The organism is Anaerostipes sp. 992a (assembly GCF_001940245.1).
Lineage (GTDB): Bacteria > Bacillota > Clostridia > Lachnospirales > Lachnospiraceae > Fimousia.
Map to the genome: position 1 here is coordinate 297928 of NZ_MJIG01000003.1, position 18963 is coordinate 316890.

The 18963-nt window shown below is 38.9% G+C and carries 16 protein-coding genes and 1 riboswitch; of the genes, 14 read left to right on the plus strand and 2 right to left on the minus strand.

Annotated elements, in window-relative coordinates:
- The first annotated feature begins 13 nt into the window (after nt 1-13).
- Nucleotides 14-580 (plus strand): NUDIX hydrolase, encoded by a 567-nt coding sequence (locus BHF69_RS03050; RefSeq protein WP_075669601.1) that lies wholly within the window; start codon nt 14-16, stop codon nt 578-580.
- On the opposite strand, the gene BHF69_RS03055 is transcribed toward BHF69_RS03050, so the two are convergent.
- Nucleotides 575-1360 (minus strand): nitrilase-related carbon-nitrogen hydrolase, encoded by a 786-nt coding sequence (locus tag BHF69_RS03055; protein ID WP_083650993.1) that lies wholly within the window; start codon nt 1358-1360, stop codon nt 575-577. The two genes, BHF69_RS03050 and BHF69_RS03055, sit on opposite strands and share 6 nt — an antisense overlap.
- 269 nt (nt 1361-1629) lie before the next feature.
- Between BHF69_RS03055 and BHF69_RS03060 the strand changes: the two genes are divergently transcribed.
- From BHF69_RS03060 to BHF69_RS03115, 13 genes are all read left to right on the plus strand, one after another.
- A complete protein-coding gene (locus BHF69_RS03060) occupies nt 1630-1875 on the plus strand; it encodes an HPr family phosphocarrier protein (RefSeq protein ID WP_075669602.1) in 246 nt (81 codons plus the stop codon).
- Between the two features lie 524 nt (nt 1876-2399).
- Nucleotides 2400-3680 carry a group II intron reverse transcriptase/maturase gene (gene ltrA / locus BHF69_RS03065; protein WP_158022527.1) on the plus strand — a complete coding sequence of 427 codons (1281 nt, stop codon included), beginning with the start codon at nt 2400-2402 and terminating at the stop codon, nt 3678-3680.
- Nucleotides 3681-3896: 216 nt separating this feature from the next.
- Entirely contained in the window at nt 3897-4556 is a 660-nt protein-coding gene (locus BHF69_RS03070; protein ID WP_075669603.1) for a C39 family peptidase, read from the plus strand.
- A 24-nt stretch (nt 4557-4580) separates the two neighbouring features.
- Nucleotides 4581-5525, plus strand: a complete 945-nt coding sequence (locus tag BHF69_RS03075) for a dipeptidase (RefSeq protein ID WP_075669604.1) — start codon at nt 4581-4583, stop codon at nt 5523-5525.
- Nucleotides 5522-5662 carry a hypothetical protein gene (locus BHF69_RS14125; RefSeq protein WP_158022545.1) on the plus strand — a complete coding sequence of 47 codons (141 nt, stop codon included), beginning with the start codon at nt 5522-5524 and terminating at the stop codon, nt 5660-5662. The genes BHF69_RS03075 and BHF69_RS14125 overlap by 4 nt, the downstream gene beginning before the upstream one ends.
- A gap of 324 nt (nt 5663-5986) precedes the next feature.
- Nucleotides 5987-8620, plus strand: coding sequence for a pyruvate, phosphate dikinase (ppdK, locus tag BHF69_RS03080; RefSeq protein ID WP_075669605.1), 2634 nt, complete (start codon nt 5987-5989; stop codon nt 8618-8620).
- A gap of 254 nt (nt 8621-8874) precedes the next feature.
- Entirely contained in the window at nt 8875-10254 is a 1380-nt protein-coding gene (locus BHF69_RS03085; protein ID WP_075669606.1) for an exopolysaccharide biosynthesis polyprenyl glycosylphosphotransferase, read from the plus strand.
- Between the two features lie 19 nt (nt 10255-10273).
- A complete protein-coding gene (locus BHF69_RS03090) occupies nt 10274-11395 on the plus strand; it encodes a CDP-glycerol glycerophosphotransferase family protein (RefSeq protein ID WP_075669607.1) in 1122 nt (373 codons plus the stop codon).
- On the plus strand, nt 11392-12447 hold the full coding sequence (locus BHF69_RS03095) for a sugar-transfer associated ATP-grasp domain-containing protein (protein ID WP_075669608.1): 1056 nt from the start codon (nt 11392-11394) through the stop codon (nt 12445-12447). The genes BHF69_RS03090 and BHF69_RS03095 overlap by 4 nt, the downstream gene beginning before the upstream one ends.
- A 9-nt stretch (nt 12448-12456) precedes the next feature.
- Nucleotides 12457-13065, plus strand: coding sequence for a 2-C-methyl-D-erythritol 4-phosphate cytidylyltransferase (locus BHF69_RS03100; RefSeq protein WP_075669609.1), 609 nt, complete (start codon nt 12457-12459; stop codon nt 13063-13065).
- A gap of 18 nt (nt 13066-13083) precedes the next feature.
- Nucleotides 13084-15372 carry a sugar-transfer associated ATP-grasp domain-containing protein gene (locus BHF69_RS13905; RefSeq protein WP_075669610.1) on the plus strand — a complete coding sequence of 763 codons (2289 nt, stop codon included), beginning with the start codon at nt 13084-13086 and terminating at the stop codon, nt 15370-15372.
- 63 nt (nt 15373-15435) lie between these two features.
- Nucleotides 15436-15550: riboswitch (FMN riboswitch) on the plus strand.
- 298 nt (nt 15551-15848) lie between these two features.
- Nucleotides 15849-17393, plus strand: coding sequence for an FGGY-family carbohydrate kinase (locus BHF69_RS03110; protein ID WP_075669611.1), 1545 nt, complete (start codon nt 15849-15851; stop codon nt 17391-17393).
- Nucleotides 17394-17457: 64 nt separating this feature from the next.
- Complete coding sequence (locus BHF69_RS03115) at nt 17458-17772, plus strand: DUF1540 domain-containing protein (protein WP_075669612.1); 315 nt, start codon at nt 17458-17460, stop codon at nt 17770-17772.
- Between the two features lie 141 nt (nt 17773-17913).
- Here the strand turns inward: BHF69_RS03115 and BHF69_RS03120 are convergent, their stop codons facing one another.
- The gene (locus tag BHF69_RS03120; protein ID WP_075669613.1) at nt 17914-18798 is read right to left on the minus strand and encodes a LysR family transcriptional regulator; all 885 of its coding nucleotides are present in this window, start codon (nt 18796-18798) and stop codon (nt 17914-17916) included.
- Between the last annotated feature and the right edge of the window lie 165 nt (nt 18799-18963).

Consider the following 18963-nt stretch of genomic DNA (forward strand, 5'->3'; position numbering starts at 1 on the left):
GAGCAGATAAAAGATGGAACAGAGACCACGGTTAAAAGGAATGCACAAGATCAGTAATGGAAAATTTTTAAAAAGCTACCGGCTGGAGTATGAAACATCGGAAGGGAAAAAGAAATATTATGAGATGGTAAGCCGTTCGGAGCTGACGAAAAAAAGCCATTTAGGAAGGGAAAATAGTGGAATTTCAGCCGTGGTATTTTGTGGGGACCGATTGTTGTTGCTCAAAGAGTACCGGATGGCAGTGGGAGATTATGTTATGAATCTGGTCGGTGGCATGCTGGAGCCGGGAGAAAGTCTGGAAGATTGTGTAAAACGAGAGGTAATGGAGGAAACGGGATTGTCAATTGTAAAGATCAAAGAAGTTCTTCCTCCTGCATTTGCAGCAGTTGCCATCTGTGATATTAAGACCAGCCTAGTGATTGCTGAGGCAGCGGGAGAGCTAAAAGAATGGGATGAAAAAGAGAATATTTATCCCGGACTGTATACAAGAGAAGAAGCCAGCGAATTGCTTAGGACAGAAAAGTTCGCTGCCCGCTGCCAGATGATTACCTATTATTTTGCCAAAGGGCATCATTTATAAGATCTTTTTATAGTAGTCTGTGAGACGATCGTTTTTTACAGGGAAGTCTTTTCGTATAGAAGAAACATTATTTGCAATAGTGCAGGTAATGAGCCCATCTGTATGAGAAAGGCTTCCTAATTTTATGCCGTCTGGGCTGTAAAGAGCACTGTCACCGGAATAAGAAAGACTATTGATGGTGCCAACACAGTTGCAGGCGGCCAGATAGACCTGATTTTCGATTGCTCTTGCCTGGCTTAATACTTTCCAGTGGGAACTGCGTTTTTCCGGCCAGTTAGCTGCGACAATGATAAGGTCTGCTGTTCTGGAAGCAGCCTGAAAGATTTCAGGAAAACGCATATCGTAGCAAATAAAGGTGCAGATAGTGAAGCCATGATAAGAAAAGCATTTAAAATCCTTACCTTTTACAAAGCAGAGATCTTCTCCGCCAAAGGTAAAGGGGTGAAGCTTGACATAATCGGAAAGAATTTCTCCCTGCGGATTTACCACCGTATAGTGGTTTTCCAGTTTCTCTCCAGCAGGTCTTGCCCAGCCAAACCCAATGGCGATGGAATGATCCATGGCAGTTTGTTGAAAAAATTTCAGATTTTTTTCATGAGAATCGCCCATTTCGGAAGTGATATGAGAGATACCGGTCAAGGACATTTCTGGAAAAAGGATAAGATTGGAACCAGATGCTTTGGCTGCTCGAATGTATAATAAAGCTTTTTGACTGTTTTTCTTCCAATCGAGAAACGAAATTGGAAATTGACAGATTGAAAGCGTCATTGAATGGGTCATAGAAATACCTCCTTTCTATATGATCTTAGTCCGATACTGAACTGCAGATACCTTAAATCAGTGGAATTTTCTTTATTTTATCACGAAAATATGAATAAAAACAAGAAAAGAAGGAAAGTATCTATGGATTAAATTAATGAAATTCATGTATCAAATTAAGTACTTGACTTTAGCGGGGGAAAGTATTATCATGATAAAAAATAGATGAAAAAGAAAGAATTTGAACGGAATTAACTGTTTTTGATGTGCGCAATTTGGGAGGTGTAAGTATGGAGGAAGTTCGAATTTCTCTACAAGATGTTAAAAGCATAGAAGAATTTACAAAAGCAGTTTCAGAATTTGATTACAGTATCTATCTTCGTCCGGAAGGAGATAGAAAAGAGACAAAGCTAAATGCAAAATCGATTTTAAGTGTAATGAGCTTGTCGTTATATAATAGGTTAGAATTAATTGCACACACCGATGATATGTCAAATTTATTGACAAGGTTAAAACCGTATTTGACAGAAGCATAAATACATGGAGGGAATGATTCGTGAGGATCATTTCCTCTTTTTGTTTGCGCGCCATGGGCGCGCTCTAACGGGTGAAAGTCCCGAACACGCCTAGGCAACGAGGAAGTGTATAGCCGAACAGCAAGGGTGTCCATCGTGAGGTGGAATCTGAAGGAAGCTGTAAGCAAACTCTTGGTCCGACGGACAGAAATCACATATAAGGCTCGGAAATACGGATAAGTCTGCAAAAGGAGATGAAGTCCAAAAGTTGCTGGAAGTACGAGTAAATGTGGCGGATAGATGAGAGGAAAGAGCGTGCACCTTAAGCGTGGAGGTCTCACAGAGGTATCATCAGCCTAGTAACAACGAACTGTGAGAAATCAGCCGAGCCCATAGTAGTGAAGAAGTCTCTGTAATGGGGATGGAGTGAAGGGGCGAACAATCAATCAGTTTGAGTATGTCTCGTATTGCAGAAATGACAACATCTGCCGTAACCAATCGGGTAAAAGATGGTCAAATCAAGCGAGACGGAAAGGAAAGAACGCATGGACACAAGTAATCTAATGGAGCAGATATTATCTAGTGATAATCTCAACAGAGCATATCTGCAAGTCGTACGAAACAAAGGTGCAGAGGGAGTGGACGGAATGAAGTACACAGAACTCAAGGAACATCTTGCAAAGAACGGCGAAATCATCAAGGAACAGTTGAGGACAAGAAAATACAAACCTCAACCAGTACGAAGAGTGGAGATACCAAAGCCTGATGGTGGTGTCAGAAACCTAGGAGTACCAACGGTAACAGACAGATTTGTACAACAAGCCATTGCACAGGTACTAACACCAATCTATGAGGAACAATTCCATGACCACAGTTATGGATTCAGACCGAATAGGTGTGCACAACAAGCAATCCTAACAGCACTTGATATGATGAATGATGGTAATGATTGGATTGTAGACATTGACTTGGAAAAGTTCTTTGACACAGTAAATCATGACAAGCTGATGACCTTAATTGGAAGAACAATCAAGGATGGAGATGTCATCTCCATTGTGAGAAAGTATCTTGTCAGTGGAATTATGATTGATGATGAGTATGAAGACTCTGTAATAGGAACACCGCAAGGAGGAAATCTTTCTCCGCTATTAGCGAATATCATGCTCAATGAACTTGACAAAGAAATGGAAAAGCGAGGGCTCAATTTCGCGAGATATGCGGATGACTGTATCATTATGGTTGGGAGTGAAATGTCTGCAAATCGAGTAATGAGAAATATCTCTCGATTCATTGAGGAGAAACTAGGGCTTAAGGTCAACATGACAAAGAGTAAAGTGGATAAACCGCAAGGACTCAAATACCTTGGATTTGGATTCTATTTTGATTCAAGAGCACACCAATACAAGGCGAAGCCACATGCAAAATCAGTTGAGAAATTCAAGAAGAGGATGAAGGAACTCACCTGTCGTAGCTGGGGTGTAAGCAACAGCTACAAAGTGGAGAAACTCAATCAACTTATCAGAGGATGGGTTAACTACTTCAAGATAGGGAGTATGAAACATCTGTGCAGAGAAATGGATAAACATATCCGATTCAGACTTCGTATGTGTATATGGAAACAATGGAAAACACCACAAAACAGGGCAAAGAATTTAATGAAACTAGGCGTGCCCCAATGGGCAGCAAAGCGAACATCCTACGCTAAAGGGTTCGCAAGAGTATGTCGAGGTTCAGATGTATGCCAAGCTATAAGCAATAAGAGACTAACCTCATTCGGATTAGTCTCAATGTTAGATTACTACACCGAAAGGTGTGTTACTTGTTAAGTTGATTGAACCGCCGTGTACCGAACGGTACGCACGGTGGTGTGAGAGGTCGGAATTTCTCAATCAAGAGAAATTCCTCCTACTCGATTGTGTGTAAAAAGTTGGAAGGAATGGTAAAAACAATTTTAATTCATAATTTTGTAACATTTTAGAAATAATTTATTTCAAATTGGTAAAAAGTATGTTATAATAGGAACCGTTAAGGAGGGAACGCACATGAGGTGCAAGAGCAAACGTGTAGCAGCAATGATGATGATGTTGGTAATGGGAATGTCTCAGAATACGGCAGCATCCGTAATCCAACAGCCGGAGGTTGTCTATTATAATCAGGCAGATTATCCGGGAGAGTACTATGGAAGCAGCTCCATACAGCAGGCGGGGTGTGCGCCGTGTGCCATGGCGGTGTGTATCAGTACATTTACTGGGGAGAAGATCAGTGTCCCGAAGCTTTGTGACTGGGCAGTGGAGAATGGCTACTATTATGATGGTATGGGAAGTTCCCATTATATTATACCGGCAATTGCAAAAGAATATGGATTGAATTGTAAAGGAATTGGAACGAGTCGTGAGAAAATGCTGGAAGCCTTGTATAGCGGGAAGCTGGTAGTTGTCCTTATGGGGCCAGGTACCTTTGCAAGTAGTGGACATTTTATGGTATTGACAGGAATTGATCAGAATGGAAGGATTTCAGTTGCAGATGTGGGAAGCAGAGCCAATACGGCGAAAACCTTTTCTGTGGATAAGATTATGGAAGAGCTGAAAGATTATTCACAGGCGGATGGTCCAATGTGGGTGATTTCTCCAAAGGAGGAACAGGAACTCAGCGGGGCTTCTCAGATTGCTATTGAGACGCTGACACAGCGGTATTCTGAATAATAGAGATAGAGGGATAATAAGAGTATGTATATCGATTTGCATTGCGATACTCTATGGAAATTTATGGAGGATAAGGGGCAGAGAAATCTGCTCCATAATTCTTTTTCTGTAGATATTGAAAGGTTAAGGAAAGGCAATAGTCTGCTTCAGTTATTTGCCTGTTTCGTACCCAGTGCTCAGATTGAGGATGGATATGAATATGGCATGAAGATGATTGCAATAATGGAAGATCAGGAAAAGCTATGGAAGAATCAGTTTTCTATTGTGACATCTATGGAAGAGGTTTGGAAGAATCATGGTTTGGACAAGCAGAACGGAATGCTGACAGTAGAGGATGGAGGTATGCTTTGCGGAAGGTTGGAGCGTTTGGATGATCTATATAAGAAAAGAATTCGGCTGATGACCTTATTATGGAACGATGAAAATTGTATTGGGTATCCAAATTCCACAGATCCAGGTATTATGAACAAGGGATTGAAGCCGTTTGGATTCGAGGTAGTTCAGCGGATGAACGAGCTGGGAATGATCGTAGATGTATCCCATTTATCCGATGGAGGGTTTTGGGATGTTATAAAACACAGCAAAGAACCGGTATTAGCCAGTCATTCCAATTCCAGAAACTTGTGCAATCATCCGAGAAATCTTACGGATGAGATGGTAAAAGCACTTGCAAATCATGGAGGAATCATAGGTGTTAATTTTTATCATCGATTTATCGATGATGCTTTAGAGGAAGGATTGCTTGACAGGCTCACTGAGCATATTGTTCATATGAGGAACCAGGGAGGGATTGATCTGATTGCGTTGGGAACAGATTTTGATGGGATTACTGGTCCTTTGGAAATTCCAGATTGTGGGCAGATGGAACTTTTGTGGATGGCACTTCGGAGAAAGGGGTTTTCAGAAGCTGATATTGAAAAAATACAATATAAAAATGCAGCACGTTTTTTAAATGAGGTGCTGAAATGAGCGAGAACGAAATCATTCCAGTCAGCAATCGGGCTACGGAGCTTCCAAATTTGATACATGTTTTCTGCCTGAGAAAACATGTAAGCTCCTTCGCAGATTGCTTTACTGGAATGGTTTCGTTCTTTGTAGTGTATTAGCTTCTCCCATATTCATCTGGCCAGATGCTTTTGGTAAAGAAGACAACTTCTCCGAAAGCGTCTGCTTGAATAGAATTCAAATAAAAAAGAAACACATTAATTTAAAAAAACACAAAAAATTATGAAAAATATACAAAAATATGGTGCTTTTGTGAAGATTTAGACGGAGAAATTTGTATAAATTGTAGAAAAGAGATAGAAAAATGGAGATTGTAGAGAAGAAATTGGTAAATTATTATAAAAAGTGGTTAACAAACTTGGAAAAGTGTGATAATATATTGGTGATGAAAAAATAGAATGATAAAATGTCAGGAGGAGACATACATGACAAAGTGGGTATACTTATTTAAAGAAGGGAACGCAGATATGCGTAATCTTTTAGGTGGAAAAGGTGCAAACTTAGCCGAGATGACAGGCTTAGGTTTACCAATTCCACAGGGCTTCACTGTTACTACAGAAGCATGTACGAACTATTATGAGTGTGGTAAAAAAATCAGTGATGAAGTAGAAGCTCAGATTTTTGAAGGATTAAAAACTCTGGAAGAAATGCAGGGCAAAAAATTTGGAGATACAGAAGATCCATTATTAGTATCTGTACGTTCTGGTGCGAGAGTATCTATGCCAGGTATGATGGATACAATCTTAAACTTAGGTTTGAATGATGTGGCTGTAGAAGGTTTTGCGAAGAAGACTGGTAATTCACGTTTCGCATACGACTCTTACCGTAGATTCATTCAGATGTTCTCTGACGTTGTTAAGGAAGTAGACAAAGCAAAATTTGAAGGCGCATTAGATATGATGAAGACAGCAAAAGGCGCAAAATACGATACTGACTTAACAGCAGATGATTTAAAAGAATTAATCAATGTATTCAAAGGAATTTATCGTGATGCTTTAGGCGAAGATTTCCCACAGGATCCAAAAGTACAGTTATTAGAAGCTGTAAAAGCAGTATTCCGTTCTTGGGACAACCCTAGAGCTATCTACTACCGTAGAATGAACGACATTCCAGGTGACTGGGGTACAGCAGTTAACGTTCAGGCAATGGTATTCGGTAACATGGGAGATACATCTGGTACAGGTGTTGCGTTTACACGTAACCCATCTACTGGTGAAAAACAGATTTATGGTGAATACCTGATCAATGCACAGGGTGAAGATGTAGTAGCAGGTGTTCGTACACCAGAGCCTATTACAAAATTAAAAGAAGACTTACCAGAATGTTATGATCAGTTTATGAACATTGCACATACACTGGAAGATCACTATCGTGATATGCAGGATATGGAATTTACCATTCAGGAAGGTAAATTATACTTCTTACAGACACGTAATGGTAAGAGAACTGCACAGGCAGCTTTAAGAATTGCTTGTGAATTAGTAGATGAAGGAAAGATTTCTCCAGAAGAAGCAGTATCAAGAATTGATGCAAAATCTTTGGATCAGTTATTACATCCTTGCTTTGACCCTAATGCAATCAAGATGGCAACAGAAATCGGTTCTGCACTTCCTGCATCACCAGGAGCAGCAACTGGTAAAGTATATTTTACAGCTGAAGCTGCAAAATTACACAACGAAGCTGGATTAAAAGTTATCTTAGTTCGTTTAGAAACGTCTCCAGAAGATATCGAAGGTATGCATGCATCTGAAGGTATCTTAACAGTACGTGGTGGTATGACCTCTCATGCAGCAGTAGTAGCTCGTGGTATGGGTACTGCTTGTGTATCTGGATGTGGAGAAATCGATATTAATGAAGAAGAAGGATACTTTACATTAGGTGGAAAGACGATCAAAGAAGGAGATTATATCTCTATTGATGGTTCTACTGGTAAGATTTATCTTGGAGAGATTCAGACAATCCCAGCATCTATTAGTGGTAACTTCGATAGAATTATGAAATGGGCAGATGAGATCAGAGACTTAAAAGTACGTACAAATGCAGATACACCAGCAGATGCATTGAATGCAGTTAAGTTTGGAGCAGAAGGTATCGGACTTTGTCGTACAGAGCATATGTTCTTTGATGCAGAAAGAATTCCAAAGATTCGTCGTATGATCTTATCTAAGACAAAGGAAGCAAGAGAAATCGCATTAAATCAGTTAATTCCTTACCAGAAAGGTGACTTCAAAGCACTTTATGAAGTTATGGAAGGAAGACCGGTTACTATCCGTTTCTTAGATCCACCATTACATGAATTCTTACCAACTTCTACAGAAGAGATGGTAGCATTAGCAAAAGATATGAATGTAACAGTAGAAGAAATTGCTATGGCAAAAGCAAGCTTGCATGAATTTAACCCAATGATGGGACATAGAGGATGTCGTCTTGCAGTAACATATCCAGAAATCGCTAAGATGCAGACAAGAGCGGTTATGGAAGCTGCAATTGAAGTAAAACAGGAAAAGGGTTATGATATCGTTCCTGAAATCATGATTCCATTAGTTGGAGAAAAGAAGGAATTAGCATTTGTTAAGAAAGTAGTAGTAGAAACAGCAGAAAGAGTAAAAGCTTACTATGAATCTGATATCGAATATCATATCGGTACTATGATTGAAATTCCTCGTGCAGCTTTACTTGCTGATGAAATTGCAGAAGAAGCAGAATTCTTCTCCTTCGGTACAAATGATTTAACTCAGATGACATTCGGATTCTCCCGTGATGATGCTGGTAAATTCTTAAATGCTTACTATGATAATAAGATTTATGAATCTGACCCATTTGCAAGATTGGATCAGTCTGGTGTTGGTCAGTTAGTAGAAATGGCAGCGCAAAAAGGACGTTCTACAAGACCTGATATCAAATTGGGTATCTGTGGTGAACATGGTGGAGATCCATCTTCTGTTGAATTCTGTCATAAAGCTGGATTAAACTATGTATCTTGTTCTCCATTCCGTGTACCAATTGCACGTTTGGCAGCAGCACAGGCAGCATTAGCTTATCCTAGAGATAAAAAATAATAAAACGATCACAGGTGAATATAGGAAATCTTGTTTTTCATAATACTTGATGAAGGACGAGTCGGTTGTGGTTGATAAAGCAAATAAGACCGGATTTCACAGAATAATTCTGTGGAATCTGGTCTTTTGTGTGTACACATATCAGATAGAAGTAAAGTAGGTTCACTTTGAGGAGTGTACATATATTTTTGACAAAGATTCTAATATTCGGTATAATAAATTAAATATTAAGAGTAATTTTACGGCGGTGTACTATGAAAGAAAAAGTCAGACGATGGGACACAGTGATGTGGATTTTCATCAAAGGAATTTTGTATTTATTGCTTATGGGAACATTTTTGGTCTGTTTAGGAAAGGAGAGCCATTCGTTACGAGCACTTTCCAGAACACTGGGAATTACCATCACGACATTTTTAGTTGTAGAGATGTTATTTTTATCTATTTATGGGAAATATGACGTGGGAAGGAAGAAGAGTAAGCCTATTATCGTATCACTCGGGCTTGCAACCTTTTTTACGGATATTATCACATATGTGCAGCTGATGATCATGAGGACAAACGAACCAAGTATTTATGCTTTTCGTATACGAAGTATCAGTTGGTTGATACTGGCGTTTGCCATGCAATTGTTGTTGATCGCGATTTTTGTTTATTTGGGAAATGAGTTGTTTTTCTTGATCAATAAGCCAGAGAAGACGTGTATTGTTACGTCAAGTCAGAAGAATCTGGATGCAATCATGCGTGTAATTTCCAAATATCAGAAGCAGTATCATCCGGAGGCGGTATTTGATTATAAAGAGAAGGATATTCTAGAGAGGATTAAGGACTATCAGACGGTATTCATCTATGAAGTTCCAGTCCAAAAGCGAACCGAGATCATACGGTTTTGTTATCAGGAAAGAATCAACATTTATTATAATCCAGAGCTGCATGATATAATCGAGGTGAATGCAGAGTATTATATGCTTGATGATGTTTCTCTGCTTAATTCGGATGTGCAGAGTCTTACGATGGAACAGAGGATCATGAAGCGGTTGCTGGATTTAACACTGGCGATTGTAATAGGAGTGATTACGCTTCCATTTTCGATTGGAGCGGCCATTGCAATCAAATGTTATGATGGTGGATCTGTTTTTTTTAAGCAAAAGAGAGCAACCTTGAATGGACGTATTTTTGAAGTGTATAAGTTCCGTACGATGAAAGAACATGTAGAGAATCGATCTGCCAGAAAAGGTGATAGTCGAATTACAAAACCAGGAAGCTTTTTACGGAAAACCAGGATTGATGAGCTACCACAGCTGATCAATATTCTAAAAGGGGATATGTCATTTGTAGGTCCCCGTCCGGAGATGATTGAGAACGTGACTGCTTATACGAAGCAGCTTCCGGAGTTCAAGTATCGACTGCGGGTGAAGGCAGGGCTTACCGGATATGCACAGGTGGCAGGAAAATATAATACGACACCTAAGGACAAGCTGGTCATGGATATTATGTACATTGAGAATTACAGTATTTTAAAAGATATCCAGCTGATCTTTCAGACAGTGGGAGTAGTATTAAAGCCAGATAGTACAGAAGCTTTTGATGATTCAGAAAAAGAAAAGCAGCTTTTGTTTCATCCGGCAGAAGAATAGATGAGAAAAGAGGGATTTTGTGAAGGTATTTTTAATCAAGCTTTTTCAGATGGGAATGGCAGTTTTGTATGCACCATGCAAATGCCTTCCGACAAACGAAAATAAGGTGGTTTTTTTAAGCCGCCAGGCCAATGAAGTGAATCTGGACTTCCGTCTTCTTCAGCAATCCCTGAGAAAAAAGAAGCCGGATGTGAACATCATAAATATCTGTAAGAGATGCGATTCTGGGGTGAAAGATTATGTGGTTTTTGCATGGTGCTTGCTAAAGAGTCTGTATCATATTGCCACAGCAAGGGTATGTGTGTTGGATACGTATTGGCCTCCGATTTCCATGTTGAAGCATAAGAAAGACCTAACGGTCATTCAGCTTTGGCATGCCATGGGCAAGATCAAGCAGTCAGGTTATCAGTCACTGGGTCGGGAAGGTGGACGAAATGAGAAGATTGCCAAAGCCATGGCAATGCATAAGAACTATGATATTGTTATTGCGGGTGGTAAGGCGTGGAACCCATTTTATTGTCAATCCTTTGGTGTGAAAGAAGAGGTACTTTTAAATTGTGGTCTTCCAAGGATGGATTACCTTCTTCAGATGGAGCAAAAGACGAGAAAGAGAATTCTGGAGCAATATCCGGAGTTTCAGAAGAAGAAGGTGCTTCTCTATGCACCTACGTTTCGAAGAGGCTGGGAAGCGCATTGGGAGGAATTGGCTCAGTGTGTTGATTTTGAGCAATATATTCTGATTTTAAAAAGTCATCCTAATCAAAAGCTTGATAAGGTGGCAAAAGAGGTATATACTTGTGATGAGTTTAAAGCAGTGGATCTGTTGACCGTGTGTGATTATCTGATTACAGATTATTCAGCAATTGCAGTAGAAGGAGCTGTTTTAAATAAGCAGACATATTATTATGTATATGATTATGACGAATATGATGAGAAAAATGGTTTGAATATTAATCTTTTTGAGACTATGCCGGGATGCGTTTTTCGAAAGGCGTCAGATCTTGCGGAAGCATTGGAAAGGGATGAGTATCCGCAGGAATTGTTGGATGAGTATCGGAGAAAGTACCTTCCAGAACGTATGGGTGTTTCAACAAAGACGATTTCAAATATAATAATTGAAAAAATGGGGAAAAAGCAATGAAAATAATGAAATTGATAAAAAAATGCATGAAAATAATGAAGCTTTTTGTATTGTACTGGAGAAGGATTATTTTTGCAAAGGATCATTTTGATGTGCCGCTTAAGACAAAATTAAAGTCTAATATTTTTGGCGGATATCTGGCAGACCAATATGTTTTGTATGATTTTGATCATAATGATAAGAATGAATATCTTTCAGAATTTGACTGGTATCGTTCCCGTTATATTAATGAACCTTTTGATTTTATGATGAATAATAAAGTTGTCTGTGCCGAAGTGTTAAAGCAGTATGTAAGAGTTCCAGAGACCTATGCTGTGAAAAATAGAGGATTTTTAACAAGTACCGATGATAAATATACCAGCTATGAAGACTTGTATGAACTGTTAAAGCAAAAGAAAAAGTTATTTATTAAGCCATTTGGTGCAGGAAAAGGAACTGGCGTTAACCAGTTTCAGTATATCAATGGAAAACCGTATATTGGGATAAAACGAAGCTCCAGAAAAGAGATCATTAACTATATGAGAAAAAATGATGACTGGATGATCAGTGAATGTATGCAGCAGCATTCATATTCCTCTGATCTTTATGATAAAACTGTCAATACGATTCGTTTGATTACTATGAGGGATATTGAGACTCAGAAAATTAAAATTTTCTTTGCTGTTCAGAGAATTGGTACTTCTGTAACCATTCCAGTAGATAACGGAAGCCGTGGAGGACTGGTCAGCAAGATTGATCTTGAGACTGGAGAATTGTCAGAAGCACGAAGTCTGCACTCCTTAGAGGTGCATGAGGTACATCCGGATTCCGGAGCTAAGATCAAAGGTGCGGTCATTCCAGGATGGCAGGATATTAAGAAGGAGATTCTTGCATTGGCCAACAAAGTATCCTTTATGCATTTTATTGCCTGGGATATTCTTGTGACAGAAGAAGGAATCTGCATTATCGAAGCGAATACTTCTTCCGGTGTTAATATTATTCAGCTTTGGGGTGGACAGCGCAACAAAGAATTAGGTGATTTTTATCGTTACCACAAAGCAATTCGCAAATAGGAGAATACGATGATTTATATAATTATGGCGGATGGAAAAGGAACTAGATGGAATAATTATCAGAATATTCCTAAGCACCTGATACAGATTGATGGAGAGACGCTTTTAGCCAGGACAACCAGACTTTTAAAAGAGTATGAGCCTACCTGTCAGGTCTTTATTACCACCCATAATCCAGAATATGAGACGGAAGGAGCAATTCTCTATGAACCGTTAAACAATCATTTGGAAATCGATCGGTTTACGGAAGAGTTGATTGACGATAATATTTGTTTTCTATATGGAGATACCTATTATTCTGCAGATGCGATTCGCGAGATTACGGAGATGGAAGCCGAAGATCTTCTCTTTTTTGGAACACAGAAGTCTATCATTGGTGTAAAGATCAAAGATGGAGAGTTGTTCAAAAGACATGTGCATCGTGTGAGAAATCTGTATCTGGAAGGAAAGATTGAAAAGTGCATAGGATGGCAGGTATATCAGTCGTTCCAGAATCTTCCGTTTGGTAAGAATCAGATCGCTGGAAAATTTGTACTGATTGAAGATTGGACAAAAGATTTTAATTCACCGGATGATTTTGAAAATAGTAAATTCATTGGTGACAAAGATAAATGTTAAAGAGTGGAGGCAATAAGTATGATTGATGTTAAAAATATCGCAACCAGAAGAATCAAACGTCTGGTGCTCAATGCATGGGCTTTTGGGCCAGCAGCAAAAGGATTTACAGGAAGAGCGGCAAAGACATGGAAGCGTAAGGTGTACCGTGATCTAAAAGCCGATAATGGATATACGAAAAAGGAAAAACTGCGAGCATATAGTTATGGATTTATGCCTTCCACGATGGAACATTTTGGAATTAAGCGTAGCAATGCGAAAAGATTTATTTCTGAAAGAGATTATCTATATCTTCGTCCTATGAATGGAAGCTATAATAAATGGCTGGGAGATATGGTAACTTTGCGTAATATTTTCAAACCATACGCAGATCATATGCCAGAATGTTATTATCAGTTTACACGACGTGATGGAGAGATGTTCATTATTCCTCTGAACGATTGCCCAACGGATGGATATAGTCTGGATGACGTATTTGATTTGATCAAGGAGAAAAAGGAACTGTTGTTGACAGATTTAAGATGTAAAAATTATTTTCTGTTAAAATATGAGGGGAATGGCAAATATACCATCAATGGAGAAAAACTCAATAAGAAGATTTTCCGTCAGTGGTTTGATGAACGGAAAAAGATGTATGTATTGATGGAAAAGGTTCACCCTGCAAAGAAATTTGCAGGAACAAGAGAAATCAGAAGCAATTATGTACGTCTTTATATATATAATGATGGAGGCAATACACCAGCCATCGGCAATGCTTTTTATGTTCTTTTAGATGAAGAGAGAATTGAAGCTCCGATTAATGTACAAACAGGAACGTACAATGGAGGACGTGCTTTTTCAAAAGAGGACGAGGTAGTAACGACCTATAAGAAGGTGCCATCTACAGGAGAAGATCTGAAAGGAGAAATTCCGTGCTGGGATGATATTTGTCAGACGGTAGATAGCTTATGCCGTTTTGTACCACAGCTTGAATTTATGGGAATGGATTTGATCATTACAGAAGATGGTTTTAAGATTATGAAGATCATAAACAATCCATCCTATCCAAAGACGTATCCATTTGATAAGAAGATGGTGGCATTTTTCAAAGGAAAATTAAAACAGAAAAAGGATAATTATAAGAAGAGCGGAAATGTATTCCAGAGAGGTTTTAAGAAATTAAAGCTTCGTGTAAGAAGAAAATTTGCCAGACTATTTTATCCAAGAGGTTTGCGTCCATATTTAAGTATTACATGGATCCGAGATGTACTGGTTGATTTTAAATCCAATAAAGAAGCTACGGTAGGGGAGAAATTATGGGCATATCGCAATGGATTCTTATCTTACCGTTTAAAACAATATGGCATTACAAAAAAGAACAGAAAAGAGTTTATTTCTGATTTTGAATACAAATGGCTGAGACATATTAATGGAAAACATAAAGAATGGATGGAAGATAAGATTACAGTCAAGTACATTGCTTCTGACTTTAATCAAATGTTCCCAGAATATTATTACCATATCAGCTACAAAAATGGCGCAACACGAATCATTCCGATGATGGACTGTCCAAAAGAAGAATATGGAACAACCTTTGATGATGTGATCAGACTTGCCAAGGAAAAAGGAGAACTGGCATTAAAACCAGATCAGGGTTCTCATGGAGATGGTTTCTATCGACTGACTTATAAAGATGACAAGTTCTACTTAAATTTCCAGGAAGCAACGGAAGAGGAAATCATCAGTATCCTGGCAGATAAAAATAACCAGTATCTGATTACGGAATACATTCAGATGCATCCAGATTTCAAGAAGATTTACAGTGGGGCAGTAAATACGATTCGTATTATCGTATTTAAAAAGGATGGAAGAACTCCTCAGATTGGTAACTGTTATATGAGATTCGGTTCCAAGCAGACAGGTGCTGTGGATAACTTAGGTGCTGGTGGTATGTTTGCTCAGTTAGATGTGGACACCGGATTTTACCACAATGCGAAGATTTTCGTAGACAACTCAATCATCGATTGTCCAAGACATCCAGATACTAATACGCTGATCGAAGGATATATTCCTCATTGGGAACAAGTTAAAGCAGATGTATTAAAGGTAGCTGCGGCTATTCCACAGTTGGAATTCTTTGGATTTGACCTTGCAGTGACAGAAGACGGTATTAAATTCCCGGAAATCAACCGTTTCCCTGATTATCCTCGTATGGAAAAATACTCAAGAGACACGATTGATTACCTATTATATAAGCTGGATAAGAAGAAAAAACGTTATGGCTATGATAATAATCGTAATCATACGCTGGTTCATCTGCCAAGACGCTAGAAGACTAAAAGAGACTTTACAAATTCAGTAAAATAAGCTATGATAAATAATGTAGATAAACATATATTTCTTCAGGGCAGGGTGTAATTCCCTACCGGCGGTAAAGCCCGCGAGCCGTAAGGCATGATTCGGTGTAATTCCGAAGCCGACAGTATAGTCTGGATGAGAGAAGAGAGTAATGATTTGTTCGTTTTTTTGATGTGAGAAGCTCTGAATATTTATATATTCAGGGCTTTTTATCATATGGGAAACTTCGTTCCCTATATGATAAAAACGCTTCGAGGAATCGCACTTCGGCGGAGGAGAAGATGCTACTATCGTAGCCCGCCTCAGGCGTAGAATCTCGTTTTGCTAGATTCTTTTTCATTTACATAAGAAAAATTTTCTTGCATCTGGCATGAAAATAACCATAGAAGAACATGAAAAACTCTCGGAAACTGTCGTTGAAGATGTAAGAAAGAAAGGAGACGTTTTTTATGGAACGGTATTATGCAGGATTTGATGCAGGAACACAAAGTGTAAAAGTAGTCATTTGTAATGAGAAGATGGAATGCGTGGCATCTGACAGTCAGCCTACCACGCTGTATTATCCAAATCCAGGTTGGGTAGAAATGGATGTGGACGAATATTTGAAGCTGACAAAAGTCTGTCTGAAAAAATGTACGGATGAAATGAGAGCAAAGGGATTGGATGTAAATCAGATTCAGTCCGTTATGGGAGATGGTATTATCTGTGGTATTGCGGGCGTTGATCAGGACGGAAATGCCATCACCCCATATATCAATTATCTGGATTCCAGAACGGCCAGGGATGTTCAGGAGATCAATGAAAGAAATCTGGATATTTGGGGACGAGAAACAGGAAATGCTGAGGCTAACTGTATGTTCCCGGCAATGATTGCTCGTTGGCTGTTAAAAAATCATAAGGAATTTCAGAAAAAAGGTGTAAAATTTATTCACAATGCGCCATATGTACTGGCACATCTGGCTGGACTTTCCGCCGGAGAGATGTTTATCGACTGGGGAGCAATGTCCGGTTGGGGTATGGGATACAATGTTTATGAAAAGAAATGGTCAGAAGAACAGTTGGATATTCTTGGTATTGATCCATCTTATATGCCTAGAATTGTAAGGCCTTGGGATATTATTGGCAAGCTTTCCAAAGAAGCGGCACAAGAAACTGGTCTTCCAGAGGGAATCCCAATCTGTGCAGGAGCCGGAGATACGATGCAGTCCATGATCGGAAGCGGAATTTTGGAGGCTGGTCATGCGGTGGATGTAGCTGGGACCTGTGCTATGTTCTGTGTTTCTACCAATGGAATCATTCCAGAACTGAGTAAAAAGGGAAGTGGCTTGATCTTCAATAGTGGAACCTTGCCGGATACTTATTTTTACTGGGGATTTATCCGGACGGGGGGATTGGCGTTGCGCTGGTATAAAGACCAGATCTGTAAAAAAGAGCAGGATGGGGACTATTATCAGGTGATGAGTAAGGAGGCCAGTAAGGTTCCAGCAGGGTCCAATGGAGTGTTATTCCTCCCATATTTGACTGGTGGAAGCGGTGAGAATGCCAATGCATGTGGATGCTTTTTGAATATGACATTGGATACCGATCAATTTGTCTTATGGAGAGCCGTTTTGGAGGCAATTGGATATGATTATATGGAAATTACAGATATCTATCGTAGTGCAGGGGTAGATTTGAGTAGAATTGCAATTACAGAAGGTGGAAGCAGAGATGATCTTTGGAACCAGATGAAGGCAGATATGTTGGATAGCAAGGTGATTACACTGGAGAATGCTGGAGGAGCAGTGGTTACTAATTGTCTTTTTGGGGCTTATGCAGTGAATCATATTCAGGATATCAAAGGAAAACTGGAAGGATATTTAAAAATCAAAAAAAATTATCAGCCAGATGAGGAACAGACCAAGATTTATCGCGAGCTGTATCAGGTGCAAAAGGAACTGGTCAAACAGGATCTGGGTGCAGCATTTGCAAAATTAGAAAAAATTAGAAATTAAATCTGTATAAAACTTTTGAAGTTACAAATACTATAAGAGCAGAAAGATAAAGGAGGAAATGATTATGCCATTATTAACGTGTTCTGCTCAGAGCTGTATTTATAACAAGGGAATGAATTGTAGCAGAGGAGATATTCAGGTAGAAGGAAGTCAGGCAAGAAGCTCCGAGGATACCTGTTGTCATAGTTTTGAAGAAAGAACGAAAAATGGAGCAGAAAATTCTATGGGACATGCATCTGCGGTGATCGATATTGATTGTAAGGCAGAAACCTGTGTATACAATGAAAACTGTAAATGCACTGCAGGTAAAGTGGGAATTGTGGGTGCCAGTGCCTGCGAACCGGAAGAAACAGAGTGTGCAAGCTACCGAAAAGGATAAAGTGAAAAATAGTCATGAAAAGTAATTATAAAAGAAATTTATTATAGTATTATTTTTCATAGAAAGAAATGATGATTAAAAAAGTGTTTGCTAATTTGATAATTAACAAACACTTTTTTTAAATAAAAAAACAATTTTTCATTATTCTAACAGACTATGTTCGATGATGTAATTCTTAAAAGTTTGTGCAGCAGGTGAGATGTATTTATCTTTCAAAAAGGCCAGATAGAAATTTCTCTGCCAGTTTGGACTGTTGATTTCTAATTTTTTTACATCCATAGTTTCTAAAATTGGCATATCCGGGACAACTGCGATGCCAAAGCCTTTGGCAACAAAGCCGGCAATTACCTGGTCTTCTTTGATTTCATAGACAACTTCTGGATATCCGCCTGCAACCTCAAATAATTCATCGATGATGGGTCTTAGACCACTTCGTTTGGAAAAGATGATCTGTGGATATTGCAAAGTTTCTGTCAAAGTGATGGAATTGCGAATGGCCAGTGGATGATTGATTGGCACTATAAGTACCAGCTTTTGCTGTGCCACTGGAATAAATTCGATGGAAGGTTCTTTTGGCATCTTGGAACAAAGAACCAGATCATATTTCTTGTTCTTCAGCCCGTTTAATAAATCTTCAGTAACCCCGGTATTTAAATTAAAATTCACATTGCGATCAGCATATTCCTTCTGATAACCGCTGATAAAACCAGGAACAACGTCTGTGCCCAGGGTCCTTAGAAAGCCAAGGTCAATGGTGCCTTCACCGATTCCTGCGGATTTTAAAGTTTTGATGCCGGCTTCTAAAATTTCCATTGATTTCTCTACATCTGCAAGAAACAACCGGCCATATTTCGTTAAGACAATGTTTCGTCCTTCTTTTTCAAATAGGTTCACTCCTAATTCCTGCTCCAGAGAAGAAATTGCATGGCTTAAACTTGGCTGTGTGATAGAAAGCTCAGCAGCAGCCTTAGTATAATGTTCCCAATGTGCTAATGTAACGAAATATCGTAAGTGATATAGATTCATCCTTACTCCTCCTAATTATAATGTTTGTTGTGATAAAAATCCCAGATGGGCATGATTTATTTAGATTTAGTATACCATAATTCATTCACAAAATCTATCAATTCCGCCTGTATTATCAATTTGTTATTGTGAAAAAATTGTCTTATAATATGACTGTAAAGTGAA